Here is a 14,546-nt window from a genome sequence, read left to right on the forward strand (position 1 = left end):
CGAGCGCCGCAGGGCGGTGCAGTCCCCCGCCGCCGCCCCGCGCCCGCCACCGAATCGAGTCATGAACGCTGCAGCCCCCTCCTCCGGATCCTCGCTCACCGAGCGCATCGAGGACGTCGACGTCTCGGCCGAGATGGAGGGGTCCTTCCTCGAGTACGCGTACTCGGTCATCTACTCGCGGGCCCTGCCCGACGCCCGCGACGGCCTCAAGCCGGTGCAGCGCCGGATCCTCTACATGATGAGCGAGATGGGGCTGCGGCCCGATCACGGCCACGTGAAGTCGGCCCGCGTGGTCGGCGAGGTGATGGGCAAGCTGCACCCGCACGGCGACGCCTCGATCTACGACTCCCTCGTCCGCCTCGCCCAGCCGTTCACGATGAGGGTCGCCCTCGTCGACGGGCACGGCAACTTCGGCTCCCTCGACGACGGCCCGGCCGCGGCCCGCTACACCGAGGCCCGCCTCGCCCCGGCCGCCACGGCCATGACCGAGCACCTCGGCGAGGACGTCGTCGACTTCGTCCCGAACTACGACAACTCGCACGACCAGCCCGAGGTCCTCCCCTCCGCGTTCCCGAACCTGCTGGTCAACGGGGCCAGCGGCATCGCCGTCGGCATGGCGACGAACATGGCGCCCCACAACCTCGTGGAGGTGATCGGGGCGGCCCGGCACCTGATCGCCCATCCCGACGCGTCCCTGGACGACCTGATGTCGTTCGTCCCCGGACCGGACTTCCCGAGCGGTGGCACGATCGTCGGCCTCGCCGGCGTGCGCGACGCCTACGCGACCGGCCGGGGCGGCTTCAAGACCCGCGCGCGCGTCTCGGTCGAGAGCATCACCGCGCGCAAGTCCGGCCTGGTCGTCACCGAGCTGCCCTACCTCGTCGGCGCCGAGAAGGTCATCGACAAGATCAAGGACGGCGTCCAGAACAAGAAGCTCAGCGGCATCTCGGACGTCACCGACCTGACGGACCGGGACAACGGCCTCCGGCTCGTCATCGGGATCAAGACCGGCTTCAGCCCGGAGGCCGTCCTCGAGCAGCTCTACCGCTACACGCCCCTCGAGGACGCGTTCTCGATCAACAACGTCGCGCTGGTCGACGGCGGCCCGCGCACCCTCGGCCTGAAGGAGCTGCTGCAGGTCTACATCGGCCACCGGGTGCAGGTCGTCACCCGGCGGACCCGCTACCGACTGCGCAAGCGCCAGGAGCGGCTGCACCTGGTCGAGGGCCTGCTCATCGCGATCCTCGACATCGACGAGGTCATCCAGCTGATCCGCGGGAGCGACGACACCGCGGCGGCGCGGGCCCGGCTGATCGAGGTCTTCGACCTCAGCACTCTGCAGGCCGACTACATCCTCGAGCTCCAGCTCCGCCGCCTCACGAAGTTCTCGCGCATCGAGCTCGAGACCGAGCGCGACACCCTCCTCGCCGAGATCGCCGAGCTCGAGGCCCTCCTCGCCAGCCGCTCACGGATCGACGAGCTGGTCTCGGACGAGCTCGACGAGGTCGCCCAGCGCCTCGGGACCCCGCGGCGCACCCTGCTCACCGAGGCGCGTCCCTCCGTCGCCACCACCGGGCGGAAGGCCGCCGCGGTGCTCGAGATCGCGGACGTGCCCTGCCGGGTGCTGCTGAGCACCACCGGCCGCATGGTGCGGGTCGACCGCGACCCCGAGGCCGCTCCCCACCCCGAGCGCGCCACGCGCCGCTCGAAGCACGACGCCGTCCTCAGCGTGCTCGACACGACCAGCCGGACGGAGATCGGCGCGGTTACCAGCGCCGGTCGGCTCCTCCGCTTCTCGCCGGTCGACGTGCCCGCCGTCCCCTCCTCCTCGGTGCAGCTGGGCGCGGGCGTGCGCATGAGCGACTACCTCCCGCACCTGGCGAAGGACGAGCGGGTGCTCGCGCTCGTCGCCCTCGACGACGAGCGGCCGATCGCGCTCGGCACCCAGCAGGGCGTCGTCAAGCGCGTCGCGCCGGGCGAGCTGCCCAACCGCCCGGACATCGAGCTCATCGCCCTGAAGCCGAAGGACGCCGTCGTGGGCGCGGCCGCGTCGGCGGAGGAGGACGAGCTGGTCTTCGTCACTGGCGAGGCCCAGCTGCTGCGCTTCCCCGCGTCCGCCGTCCGCCCTCAGGGCCGGACCGCCGCGGGGATGGCCGGGGTCAAGCTGGCCGAGACCGACGACGTCGTGCACTTCGCCGTCGTCGCCGCCGAGGACCGGGACGAGGCCGTCGTCGCGACGGTCGCCGTCGACAGCTGGGCCCTCTCGGGGACCGACACCGGCAGTGCGAAGGTCTCGCCGTTCTCGGAGTTCCCTGCCAAGGGCAGGGCCACCGGCGGAGTCCGTGCGCAGCGCTTCCTCAAGGGTGAGACCGCCCTCGGAGTGGCGTGGGTCGGCCCCGGACCCGCGCACGCGCTCGAGGCCGACGGCTCGGTCGCCGCGCTGCCCGACTCCGGGATGAAGCGCGACGGCTCCGGCGTGGCGCTCGCGGCGCCGATCGCGACGATCGGAGCGGCGCCCGAGGTGTTCTGAGCCCCGCGGCTCAGACGTCGATGCGGTCCCGCGACAGCGACTCGGACCCGCGGACGATGAACTCCTTGCGGGGTGCCACGTCGTTGCCCATCAGCAGCTCGAACACCCGGCCGGCGTTCTCCGCGTCGGCGACCCGCACCCGGCGGAGGGTGCGGCGGGAGCGGTCCATGGTCGTCGTGGCCAGCTGGTCCGCGTCCATCTCGCCGAGCCCCTTGTAGCGCTGGATCGGGTCCTGGTAGCGGCGGCCCGCCTTGCCGAGGGCCGCGAGCACGCTCTGCAGCTCCTTCTCGGAGTAGGTGTAGATCGTCTCGTTCGGCTTCTTCCCCGCGTTCATCACCACGAGCCGATGCAGCGGAGGCACGGCGGCGAAGACGCGCCCCGCCTCGACGAGCGGCCGCATGTAGCGGAAGAAGAGCGTGAGCAGCAGGGTGCGGATGTGGGCGCCGTCGACGTCGGCGTCGCTCATCAGGATGATCTTCCCGTAGCGGGCGGCCGAGAGGTCGAAGGAGCGGCCGGAGCCGGCTCCGATCACCTGGATCATCGAGGCGCACTCGGCGTTCGAGAGCATGTCGGCGATGCTCGCCTTCTGCGTGTTGAGGATCTTCCCCCGGATCGGCAGCAGGGCCTGGTACTCGCTGTTGCGGGCGAGCTTGGCGGTGCCGAGGGCGGAGTCGCCCTCGACGATGAAGAGCTCGCTGTTCTCGACGTCGCTGCTGCGGCAGTCGACCAGCTTCGCCGGAAGGGAGGAGGACTCCAGCGCGTTCTTGCGGCGCTGCGTCTCCTTGTGCGCGCGGGCCGAGATCCGCGACTTCATCTCGGCGACGACCTTCTCGAGGAGCTGGGAGGTCTGCGCCTTGTCCTCGCGGCGCGTCGAGGAGAACACCGCGCCCAGCGTCGAGGCGATGGTGGAGGCGACGATCGCGCGGACGGCGGGCGTGCCCAGCACCTCCTTCGTCTGGCCTTCGAACTGCGGCTCAGGGAGCCGCACGGTCAGCACGGCGCTGAGCCCGGCGAGGACGTCGTCCTTCTCGAGCTTGTCCGAGCCGACCTTGAGGCGGCGGGCGTTCGCCTCCACCTGGGAGCGGAGCAGCTTCAGCAGGCCCTGCTCGAAGCCGGTCTGGTGCGTCCCGCCCTTGGGCGTCGAGATGATGTTCACGAAGCTGCGCATCACCGTCTCGTAGCCGGTGCCCCAGCGCAGGGCGATGTCGACCTCGCAGGTGCGCTCCACCTCGGTGGGCACCATGGCGCCGCCGGGGGTCAGCACCGGCACGGTCTCGGTGAAGGTGCCGGAGCCGGTGAGGCGCAGCACCTCGGTCACGGGAGCGTCGGGGGCGAGGAACTCGACGAACTCCGAGATACCGCCGTCGTAGCGGAACATCTCGGCGCGGCGCTCGTCCGCCCTGTCGTCGACGATGTCGATCGTCAGGCCGGGGACGAGGAACGCGGTCTGCCGGGCACGCGTCACCAGGTCGTCCGTCTGGAACGAGGCGCCCTTCGTGAAGATCTGGCGATCGGCCCAGTAGCGCACGCGCGTTCCGGTGACGCCCTTGGCGACCTTCCCGACGACCGTCAGCTCCGACCCGTTCTCGAACGGCGTGAACGGAGCGTCGGGGGTGGGCTCGCCCGCGTCGGCGAAGCGCCCGGGCTCCCCCCGGTGGAACGACATCCGGTAGGTGCGGCCGTTGCGGTCGACCTCGACGTCGAGGCGCTCCGAGAGCGCGTTGACCACGGAGGCGCCGACGCCGTGCAGACCGCCGGACGCCGCGTAGGACCCGGAGCCGAACTTGCCGCCCGCGTGCAGCTTCGTGAACACGACCTCGACTCCGGAGAGCCCCGTCTTCGGCTCGATGTCGACCGGGATCCCGCGCGCGCGGTCGCGCACCTCGACGCTGCCGTCGGCGTGCAGGAGCACGCTGATCTCGGTCCCGTGCCCGGCCAGCGCCTCGTCGACGGAGTTGTCGATGACCTCCCAGAGGCAGTGCATGAGGCCGCGCGAGTCGGTCGATCCGATGTACATGCCGGGCCGCTTCCGGACCGCTTCGAGACCCTCGAGGACGGAGAGGTGGCGGGCGTTGTAGTCGGTGGAGGCCATCCGCCCAGTCTACTTTCGGGAACCGCTCCGGCCGCGGTGGCGCGGCACCCGACGACAGCACGATGGCCGCTCGGCGCGGGGCCCCTACGCGCAGAGCGAAATGCCGACCGATCGACTCCGTGCGGAAACAATCGCGTGCTTGGATGGGTTCCACTAAGCAGAGATCGAAGAACGAGTGCAGGAGGCCAAGTCATGTCGACCACAGCAACCCAGAACGGCGTGGACGAGCTCGCCGGTGCCCACCAGCTCTCCGCCGCCGACCGCTGCGACAGCTGCGGTGCGCAGGCGTACATCCGAGTGGTCGTGAACAACGGAGAACTGCTGTTCTGCGCACACCACGGGAAGAAGTACCAGGAGAAGCTCTCCAGCATCGCCCAGAGCTGGCACGACGAGTCCGCCCGACTCTTCGAGGAGCAGCGCCCCTAGCGCGTCCCCGATCAGCCCGGACGGCGCGTCAGCGCCCTACCGACCGACACCGAGCCGCTTCGCGATCACTTCGCGAGCGGCTCGTGCCGTTTCATCGACCAGGCGGAGACACTCGTCCGACGGGGAGTAGGCGTCGCCGAGGGCGCGCCGCAGGATCGCGTCCGCGAGCGAGGGGTTCTTCGCGAGGACGGGGCCGTGCAGGTGCGTGCCCAGAAGGCCTCCCACCGCGTAGCCCTCGTGGCCGGCGCCGTCGCCGGTGCCGTGCAGCACTCGGCCGAGCGCGTGCTCGGGCGCGATCCCGGTCATCCGGCGCTCGTGGTTCTCGAATCCGACGAGGACGCCGCCCGGCGTCTCGACGAGGAGGTCGTCGGTCGCGCGCTCGCCCGTGACCGAGTCTCCGGGGAACAGCTCGATCCCCCGGGCGCCGCCCGCGGCCGTGCTGATCGAACCGGCCAGCATCTCCCAGCCGGCTCCGACCGCGACCACCTGAGTGCCCTGGTCGACCCAGGCCCGCAGCGTCGGCGCGATCTCGTGGAGGAGTGCCAGGACGCCCGGGAGGTCCTCGTCCGCTCCCGTCCCGGCGACCAGGACGTCCGGACGGACCTCGGCGTCGGAGGCGGTCACCAGCGGCACCACCTCCGCCTCGACGCCCGACCAGCGCGCCCGAGCCGCGAGGACCCGGGCGTTCGCCGCGTCGCCGTTGCTGTCCAGGACGTCGGGAGCGAGCACGGCGATGCGGAGGGTGGTCACGCGGTCTCCTCGCGGTTGGTGACGAGCTGCAGGTGCGCACGGGTGCGGCGCATCGAATCGGCCGAGAAGACGATGGTCTTCCGGCCGGAGGCGGGGGTCGGCAGAGCGAGGAACGCGTCGAGCGCGCGGCCCAGGTCCTCGTCGACGGAGTCGACGCGGACGCCGTCGTAGCGCAGGTGCAGCGCCGCCTCGTGCGCCTTCGACCCCGAGACGACTCTGACGTGCCCGAGCACGGAGGTGTCCACGGGCCAGAAGTAGGAGGGGTCTCGGACGTCGGAGCCGATCGCGAGCATGATCTGCTCGGTCCCCTCGGGGATCTCCGCGATGTTCAGGCGGTAGCTCGCCGGGTTCTGGACCAGGACGAACTCGACCTCGTGGCCGCGCACGGTGACGATCTCGCCCCGCCCGAAGACGGGGTCGATGCTCGAGAGCGCGGAGGCGGCGAGGGCCGGGTCGAAGCGCTCAGCGAGCACGGCGCGGGCCGTGGAGACGGCCGCCGCGGCGTCCACCGCGTAGTGGACGCCCCGTGCGGGGAGCCGGACCTCGAGCGGGTCGCCGTCGCTGATGATGCGCGCGGCCGCTCCCGTCGTGCTCTCGACGACGGTGGTCGCACGGTCGGTCCCGGCCTCCGCCTCCGCGGCGTAGCCGAGACCGCCGGACGCGGAGTCGCGGACGGAGGAGGAGACGCCGTACCAGCGGATCCGCTCGTCGGGGAGGGAGGTCGCGACATCGGCGACGTGGCGGTCGTCGGCGTTCAGCACGACGGGACCGGTCGCGCGGGAGGCGATGGTGCCGAGCATCCGGGCGACCATGGCCGGGTCGAAGAAGCGGTCGATCTGGTCGACCACCACGTTCGTCAGCAGGACGACGCGGGGGCGCATCCGGGGCGCGAGGCGCGCGCCGTGACCCTCGTCCATCTCGAGGACGGCGATGTCGGCGTCGATCCGCCCGCGGAGGTCCGCCCGCTCCAGGAGCGCGGAGGTCAGCCCCTGGGCGATGTTGGCCGTCGAGGGGTTGGTGAAGACCCGGAGCCCGTGCGCGCGGAGCACCGCGACCAGCATCTTGGTCGTGGTCGACTTGCCCGCCGATCCCGTGACGACCACGAGGCCGTCCCGGAATCCGTCGAGCACCGCGGGCAGGAATCCGGGCGCGACGCGGTTCACCACGAGTCCGGGCACAGCAGATCCCCCGCCGGGCTTCCGGACCCGCGCGGCGAACCGGGCGGCCCTCCCGAGGAGGACCGCCGGCGCGTAGCGGATCACCGGCCTACTCGAGGTAGTCGCGGAGCGACTGCGAGCGGGACGGGTGGCGGAGCTTGGCCATCGTCTTGGACTCGATCTGGCGGATGCGCTCGCGCGTCACGCCGAAGGTGTCGCCGATCTGGTCGAGCGTCTTCGGCATGCCGTCGCCGAGGCCGAAGCGCATGCGGATCACGCCGGCCTCGCGCTCCGAGAGCGAGTCGAGCAGCGACTCCAGCTGCTTCTGCAGCATGGTGAAGCCCACGGCGTCGGCCGGGACGACCGCCTCGGTGTCCTCGATGAGGTCGCCGAACTCGCTGTCGCCGTCCTCGCCCAGGGGCGTGTGCAGCGAGATCGGCTCGCGCCCGTACTTCTGCACCTCGATGACCTTCTCAGGGGTCATGTCGAGCTCGCGCGAGAGCTCCTCGGGCGTGGGCTCGCGGCCCAGGTCCTGGAGCATCTGGCGCTGCACGCGGGCCAGCTTGTTGATGACCTCGACCATGTGCACCGGGATGCGGATGGTGCGGGCCTGGTCGGCCATTGCGCGGGTGATCGCCTGGCGGATCCACCACGTGGCGTAGGTCGAGAACTTGAAGCCCTTGGTGTAGTCGAACTTCTCGACCGCACGGATGAGGCCCAGATTGCCCTCCTGGATGAGGTCGAGGAACTGCATCCCGCGACCGGTGTAGCGCTTCGCGAGGCTGACGACGAGCCGGAGGTTCGCTCCGAGCAGGTGGCTCTTCGCGCGCTGGCCGTCCTTCGCGACCCAGCGCAGCTCGCGGACGAGCTCCGGGCTGAGGTCGGTCGAGTTGGCGAGCTTGTCCTCGGCGAACAGGCCGGCCTCGATGCGCATCGCGAGCTCGACCTCCTCGGCCGCGTTCAGGAGCGCGACCTTGCCGATCTGCTTCAGGTAGTCCTTGACCGGGTCGGCGGTGGCACCGGTGATCGCGGTCGAGTAGACCGGGACCTCGTCGTCCTCTCCGCCGAACGACAGGACGAGCGCACCGCTCGGGAGCGGCTCGGCCGGAGCGGCGACGGCAGCGGCGGCCGGGGCCTCCGGCGTCTCCGCGTCGTCCTTCGCTTCGGTCTCGGTGTCCTCGGCGACGACCTCGGTCTCCTCCTCCTCCGCCGCCTCGTCGGGCTCGACGGCGTCGGTCGGCTCCTCCTCGGTGTCGGCGGGAGCGGCGGCCTTGGTCGTGGCGCGCGAGCGGGTCGTCTTGGCCGCGGTGGTCTTGGCCGCCGTGGTCTTCGCCGCGGGCTTGCGCGTCGCGGGCTTCTTGGTGGTCGTCGTCACGTCGTCGTCGACGGCGTCGAGCGTTGCGGTCTTGGTAGCTCTGGTGGCCATGGCGGCACCTCTCCATCCGTTGCGTCCCGGGGGCGGGCGGCGCGGGAGGGCGTCGTCCGTCGGTGGGCATTACGAGGACCCATGTCAAGTCGAGGACGTCGCACGCCCGACGTGGGTTTGGTGCTCCTCGACCCGAACGGGTCCTATTGACAATTATTGCACGTCTGAGTAGTGCAGCCGTGCGGTGCGGTGCGAGTGGGGCTCGATCCGGCGGAATCCGGGCCGTTCCGCTGGGACATCGCGTCTGCAGAAGGGCGGATCGACGGGGACGACCGTCAGCGCCCCGCGCGGCCGCGGCGCATCCGGTCATTCAGTGCAACCCAGAGAGGGGCCACGGTTATTCCCTCGTCCTCGGCCAGGCGGCGGCGGGTCCGGCGGCGCGCGACGAGGAGTCCGACGACTCCGGCGCCGACCACCACGTACTGCACGCACCACGCCAGGCGGAAGTGCTCGAGCGAGTAGGTCTGCTCGGAGGAGGCACCGGGACCGGCCAGTGCGTCGAGGATCAGGCCGATCGCGAACATCATCGTGAAGCTGGCCAGGAACCCGCCCACGTTGACGACTCCGTTCGCCGCGCCGAGGCTCCGCGAGGGGTTGAACGTGCGGGCGAAGTCGAACCCGATCATGGAGCCGGGGCCGCCCGCTCCAACGACGATCAGGAGCAGCACCACGAGCCAGTACGGCGGGACGCCGGGCCAGAGCAGCACGACGGTCCAGGCGACCGCCATCGCCGAGACGATCCCGAGCACGAGGTTGCTGCGGCGCATGGGGTGGCGGGCGGTCAGGACGCCGAGCACGGGCCCGACGACGATTCCCGCGATCACGACGATCGTGAGGGTCGGCGCTGCGACGGTCGGCGGCAGGCCGATCGCGTAGACGAGGAAGGGGTAGCCCCAGAGCAGCGTGAACACCGTGCCGGAGGACTGCGTGACGAAGTGCGACCAGAAGCCGAGCTGCGTCCCCGGCCGGCGCAGGCTCACTCCGAGCTGCGCGATAGTCGCCCGGAGCGTCGGAGGCACCACCGTGATCGGCTCGGTGCGCGGCGGGACGTCGGCGACCAGGAGGAGCACGCCGAGGAAGGACACGGCCCCGAGGCCGGCGGCGCTGAGGAACGCGGGCTCCCAGCCGAACGTGTGGAGGATCGCCGCGAACGGGAGTGCGGAGAGGATCTGGCCCACCTGGCCGATGTTGCCGATCCACTGCGAGAGCTGCGGCACGATCGGTCCGCTGAACCAGGTCACCGTGAGGCGGATCACGGAGGTGAAGATCGCGGCGTCCCCGGCTCCCAGCAGGATCCGCCCGACGATCGCGACGCCGATGCCCGGCGCGATCGCGACCACGACCTGGCCCGCCATCATCAGTGCCGTGCCCGAGAGGATCAGGGTCCGCGGGCCGAACCGGTCGATGAGGATCCCGACCGGGATCTGCATCCCGGCGTAGACGATCAGCTGGACGACGGCGAGCGACGAGAGGACGGCGGCGGCCACCCCGAACCGCTCCGCGGCGTCCACTCCTGCGACGCCCAGCGTCGTGCGGTCCAGGACCGCGACGAGGTAGGCGAACGCTCCGGCACCGAAGACGAACCAGGCTCGACGATCACGCACTCGTCCGATCCTACGGCCGCTCAGGAGGCGGTGGGCTCCTCGCCCGGGCGGCGGATCGCGAGGAACTTCTCGAGCTCGGCGGCGATCGCGTCGGCGCTGGGCACGAAGCCGTCCTCGTCGGTGAGCGGCGAGCGGAGGCTCGTCCCCTCCATGTAGGTGTCGTGCCGCGCCTCGAGGGCCGAGACCAGCTTCTGCAGCTCGTCGTTGCCGCCGACCTGCTCGTCGACCTTGCCGAGGAACTCCCGCCCGCTCTCGCGCAGGCGGTCCGTCGGGAAGATGAGGCCGGTCGACGCCGAGATGCTCTCGAGCGCCGCGACCGCCGCCTGCGGGTACTCGGTGTCCGACAGGTAGTGGGGGATGAGCAGCGCGAAGCCGACCACGGTCAGACCGCGCTCGTAGAGGCGCAGCTCGAGCAGGTGGAGGACGTTCGAGGGCACCTGCGTGTGCGGCTTCCAGACCGACATCGCCTCGATCAGGTCCTCGCGGTTGCCGCTCACGGTGACGCCGACGGGCCGGGTGTGCGGCACGGGCATCGGGATCGCCTGGACCCACGTGGTCGAGGCGACGTCGAGCCGCTCGAGGAGGGAGACCACCGCGCGGGTGAACCGCTCCCACTGGAAGTCGGGCTCGAAGCCGGTGAGCAGGAGGAACGGCTGGTGCAGCTCGTCGTGCGCGAGCGAGAGCCGGAGCATCGCAGGACGGTAGTCCGTCAGGTGGTCCTGGTCGAACGTGATGATGGGGCGGCGGGCCCGGTAGTCGAGCAGCTGATCCTGGTCGAAGACCGCGACTTCGCGGTGCTCGAGGGTCTCGAAGAGGTACTCCCCCAGCTGCCCCACCGCTCCCCCGGCGTCGGCCGAGCCGGTCAGGCCCGCGACGAGGTGCAGCCCGCGCGGGATCTCGGAGAGGTCGCCCTCGATCTCGAACAGGTCTTCCGGATCCAGCATGCGTCCAGTCTAAACGGGGGTCCCGGCGCCCCGTCCGGGTCCGCTGAGCCCTCAGCGAACAGCGCCTAGCATTGCCGCCATGCCCCTCTCCTCTCTCGAGTACTCGACCGTTCCCGCCTCCGACATCGACACCGACGCCCTCGTCCTCGGCGTCGCCCCGGGACCCGACGGTCCCCGGCTCGTCGGCGCGGAGGGCTTCGAGGAGCTGGCCCCCGCGCTGAGCGCGCTCGGCGCGACCGGCGCCGCCGAGACGCTCGTGCGCGTGCCGTCCTCGGTCCGTGCCGGAGTGATCGTCCTCGTCGGCCTCGGCTCGGCGGAGCCCGACGACACCGCGCTGCGGAACGCCGCGGGCGCCGCCGTCCGCCTGCTCGCGGGGTCCGCCTCCGTGGCCCTCTCCCTCCCCGCCGGCTCCGACGGCACGCTCGCCGCGGTCGCCGAGGGCGCCGCGCTCGGCTCCTACTCCTTCACCGCCTTCCGCGGCAGCACCGCCGCCGCGGCGAAGGCGCCCGTCGAGCACGTCGTCCTGCTGGGCGGCGGCGAGTCGGCCGACCCCGCCGTCCTGGACCGGGCGCTCGTGCTCGGCCGCGCGGTCGGCACGGTGAAGGACCTCGTCAACACTCCCCCGTCGCACCTCTACCCGCAGACGCTGGCCGAGGCCGTGCAGACCGGCGCAGAGGGACTGCCCCTCGAGGTCACCGTCTGGGACGAGGAGGCCCTCGCGGAGGAGGGGTTCGGCGGCATCCTCGGAGTCGGCAGCGGCTCCTCCCGCCCGCCCCGCCTCGTGAAGGTCGCCTATGCGCCCGAGGGCGCGAGCACCCACCTCGCCCTGGTCGGCAAGGGCATCACTTTCGACAGCGGCGGACTCTCGCTCAAGCCGCCGGCCTCGATGATCGGGATGAAGACCGACATGGCGGGCGCGGCGACCGTGTACGCCGTGGTGCGCGCCATCGCGGAGCTCGGCCTCCCGCTCCGCGCGACCGCCTGGCTCTGCATCGCCGAGAACCTCCCCTCCGGGACCGCGATCCGCCCGGACGACGTGCTCACCGTGCGCGGCGGGACCACGGTGGAGGTGCTGAACACCGACGCCGAGGGCCGGCTGGTGCTCGCCGACGGCCTCGTCGCCGCCAGCGAGGAGCAGCCCGATGCGATCATCGACGTCGCGACGCTGACCGGCGCCTCCGTGGTCGCCCTCGGCAACCGGACCGTCGGCGCTCTGGGCGACGACGAGCTGGTCTCCCGCGTCCTCGACGCCGCCCGCGCGGCGGGAGAGCCCTTCTGGCAGATGCCCCTCCCCGCGGAGCTGCGACCGCTGCTCAACTCGGACATCGCCGACATCGCGAACGTCAAGCCGGGCAACACCGCCGGCGGCATGCTCCTCGCCGGCCACTTCCTCCGCGAGTTCGTCGGGAAGCGCGGCGAGGGCGAGGACGCGACCACGATCCCGTGGGCGCACCTCGACATCGCCGGCCCCTCGAGCAACGGAGGCGGCGGCTACGGCTTCACCGGAGCCGGCGCCACGGGGGTCTCGGTGCGCGCGCTGATCGCCCTGGCCGAGGGCTTCGCGAGCGCGTAGTAGGGTCGACGGGGCGGGAGATCCCGCCTCGTCCCCCCTCCCGATCCGCTCGGCGCTCAGCGCCGGAGCCGGTCGGCCGGGAAGCGGGACCGCACGTCGCGAGGGAGTCACTGGGTGTCGGAAGAGCGCTACGACCTGGTCGTGCTCGGAGGTGGCAGCGGCGGGTACGCGGCGGCCCTCCGGGCGACGCAGCTCGGGATGAGCGTCGCGCTCGTGGAGCGCGACAAGCTCGGCGGCACCTGCCTGCACCGGGGATGCGTGCCCACCAAGGCCCTGCTGCACGCCGCCGAGCTGGCGGACGGCGCCCGCGAGGGAGAGAAGTACGGCGTGCTCTCGAGCTTCACCGGGATCGACATGGCGGGCGTCACGCGCTACCGCGAGGGCGTCGTCGCCGGCAAGTACAAGGGGCTCCAGAGCCTCGTGTCCTCGCGCGGCATCACGGTCGTCACGGGCGAGGGCCGTCTCACCGCGCCCGGCACGGTGACCGTCGGCGAGCACGTGCTCCACGGCGCGTCGATCGTCGTCGCCACCGGGTCCGCCTCCCGCACCCTCCCCGGCATCGAGATCGGCGGCCGGATCCTGACGAGCGACCAGGCTCTCGAGCTCGACCACGTGCCCGCGAGCGTCGTCGTCCTCGGCGGCGGAGTGATCGGCGTCGAGTTCGCGAGCGTCTGGCGCTCGTTCGGCGCCGAGGTCACGATCGTCGAGGCCCTCCCCCACCTCGTTCCCAACGAGGACGAGAGCGTCAGCAAGCAGCTGGAGCGCGCCTTCCGCAAGCGGGGCATCGCCTTCCAGCTGGGATCCCGCGTCGCGTCGGTCTCGCAGAGCGAGGGCGGCGTCTCCGTGTCGCTCGAGAGCGGCGCCACGGTGGAGGGCGAGATCCTGCTGGTCGCCGTCGGCCGCGGCCCGGTGACCGCGGGCATCGGCCTCGAGGAGGCCGGGGTCCGCCTCGACCGCGGCTACGTGCTGACCGACGAGCGCCTGCAGACCTCCGTCCCCGGCGTGTACGCCGTGGGCGACATCGTGCCGGGGCTCCAGCTCGCGCACCGGAGCTTCCAGCAGGGGATCTTCGTCGCGGAGGAGATCGCCGGTCTGGGCCCGCAGGTCGTCTCGGACGTCAACGTCCCGAAGGTGACCTACAGCGACCCCGAAGTGGCCTCCGTCGGCCTCGGCGAGGCCCGCGCGATCGCCGAGTACGGCGCCGAGCGCGTCGCCGTGTACGACTACGGCCTCGGCGGCAACGCCCGGAGCACGATCATCGGGACCACCGGCTCCGTGAAGGTCGTGCGCCTGGTCGACGGCCCCGTCGTCGGCGTGCACATGGTCGGAGCCCGCGTCGGCGAGCTGATCGGCGAGGCTCAGCTCATCGTGAACTGGGAGGCGCACCCCGAGGACGTCGCGCCCCTCGTGCACGCGCACCCCACTCAGAACGAGGCGCTCGGCGAGGCGCACCTCGCTCTGGCCGGGAAGCCGCTGCACGCCCTGTAGAACCACTGCGGTGCGGCGATCCGCCGCTTCCGCATCAGTAAGCTGGACATCGAAACACAAGCGTCTTAAGGAGACAGGCTCATGAGCGAATCCGTCAGCCTCCCGGCACTCGGAGAGAGTGTCACGGAAGGAACGGTCACCCGCTGGCTGAAGAACGTCGGGGACCGCGTCGAGGTGGACGAGCCCCTGCTCGAGGTCTCGACCGACAAGGTCGACACCGAGATCCCGTCGCCCGTCGCGGGAGTGATCGAGGAGATCCTCGTCCAGGAGGACGAGACCGTCGAGGTCGGCGCCGAGCTGGTGCGCATCGGCGACGGCTCCGGAGCCGCGTCGGCGTCCGAGCCCGAGGCTCCCGCCGAGGAGGCCCCCGAGGTCCAGGCCGCCGAGACCGAGGCCACCGACGAGGCGACCCCGTCGGTCGACGCCGAGAGCGACGCCGAGGCCCCCGCCCCGGCCGAGCCCGAGCCGGCCCCGGCCGCCGAGAAGCCGATGCCCGCGGTCACCGGGCCGCGGCCGACGGCGACCAGCAGGATCTCGCCCGCGGCCTCGGGGGCGG

11 protein-coding genes are annotated in these 14,546 nt (G+C 71.8%); 5 read left to right on the top strand and 6 right to left on the bottom strand.

The genetic code is table 11. The features are described 5' to 3' along the window. Positions 1 to 61 precede the first annotated feature (61 nt). Positions 62 to 2,530 carry a DNA topoisomerase (ATP-hydrolyzing) subunit A gene (locus C5C36_RS14945; RefSeq protein ID WP_104222110.1) on the top strand — a complete coding sequence of 823 codons (2,469 nt, stop codon included), beginning with the start codon at positions 62 to 64 and terminating at the stop codon, positions 2,528 to 2,530. A gap of 10 nt (positions 2,531 to 2,540) precedes the next feature. Here C5C36_RS14945 and C5C36_RS14950 read toward each other — a convergent pair whose 3' ends face one another. Beyond that, positions 2,541 to 4,622 (bottom strand): type IIA DNA topoisomerase subunit B, encoded by a 2,082-nt coding sequence (locus C5C36_RS14950; protein ID WP_104225230.1) that lies wholly within the window; start codon positions 4,620 to 4,622, stop codon positions 2,541 to 2,543. A 192-nt stretch (positions 4,623 to 4,814) separates the two neighbouring features. Here C5C36_RS14950 and C5C36_RS14955 point away from each other — a divergent pair, with 192 nt between their 5' ends. After that, positions 4,815 to 5,048: a hypothetical protein gene (locus tag C5C36_RS14955; RefSeq protein WP_068212876.1), complete on the top strand. Its 234-nt coding sequence runs from the start codon at positions 4,815 to 4,817 to the stop codon at positions 5,046 to 5,048. Positions 5,049 to 5,084: 36 nt separating this feature from the next. Here the strand turns inward: C5C36_RS14955 and C5C36_RS14960 are convergent, their stop codons facing one another. The 5 genes from C5C36_RS14960 to C5C36_RS14980 form a co-directional block, all read right to left on the bottom strand. Next, positions 5,085 to 5,798: a type 1 glutamine amidotransferase gene (locus tag C5C36_RS14960; protein WP_146085351.1), complete on the bottom strand. Its 714-nt coding sequence runs from the start codon at positions 5,796 to 5,798 to the stop codon at positions 5,085 to 5,087. Beyond that, on the bottom strand, positions 5,795 to 6,976 hold the full coding sequence (locus C5C36_RS14965) for a Mur ligase family protein (protein ID WP_146085352.1): 1,182 nt from the start codon (positions 6,974 to 6,976) through the stop codon (positions 5,795 to 5,797). The genes C5C36_RS14960 and C5C36_RS14965 overlap by 4 nt, the downstream gene beginning before the upstream one ends. An 88-nt stretch (positions 6,977 to 7,064) precedes the next feature. Further along, on the bottom strand, positions 7,065 to 8,381 hold the full coding sequence (locus tag C5C36_RS14970; protein WP_104283621.1) for an RNA polymerase sigma factor: 1,317 nt from the start codon (positions 8,379 to 8,381) through the stop codon (positions 7,065 to 7,067). Between the two features lie 275 nt (positions 8,382 to 8,656). Then, positions 8,657 to 9,985: a nitrate/nitrite transporter gene (locus C5C36_RS14975; protein ID WP_104309988.1), complete on the bottom strand. Its 1,329-nt coding sequence runs from the start codon at positions 9,983 to 9,985 to the stop codon at positions 8,657 to 8,659. Positions 9,986 to 10,005: 20 nt separating this feature from the next. Next, complete coding sequence (locus tag C5C36_RS14980) at positions 10,006 to 10,929, bottom strand: proteasome assembly chaperone family protein (RefSeq protein ID WP_104238748.1); 924 nt, start codon at positions 10,927 to 10,929, stop codon at positions 10,006 to 10,008. 79 nt (positions 10,930 to 11,008) lie between these two features. On the opposite strand from C5C36_RS14980, the gene C5C36_RS14985 reads away from it, so the two are divergent. The 3 genes from C5C36_RS14985 to C5C36_RS14995 all read left to right on the top strand — a co-directional run. Beyond that, positions 11,009 to 12,502, top strand: coding sequence for a leucyl aminopeptidase (locus C5C36_RS14985; protein WP_104225226.1), 1,494 nt, complete (start codon positions 11,009 to 11,011; stop codon positions 12,500 to 12,502). 114 nt (positions 12,503 to 12,616) lie between these two features. Beyond that, on the top strand, positions 12,617 to 13,990 hold the full coding sequence (gene lpdA, locus C5C36_RS14990; protein ID WP_104222126.1) for a dihydrolipoyl dehydrogenase: 1,374 nt from the start codon (positions 12,617 to 12,619) through the stop codon (positions 13,988 to 13,990). A gap of 81 nt (positions 13,991 to 14,071) precedes the next feature. Further along, a partial coding sequence (locus tag C5C36_RS14995; protein WP_308470907.1) for a biotin/lipoyl-containing protein occupies positions 14,072 to 14,546 on the top strand: 475 nt, incomplete at its 3' end.

It is taken from the genome of Rathayibacter sp. AY1G1, from assembly GCF_002932095.1.
Classification (GTDB): Bacteria; Actinomycetota; Actinomycetes; order Actinomycetales; family Microbacteriaceae; genus Rathayibacter.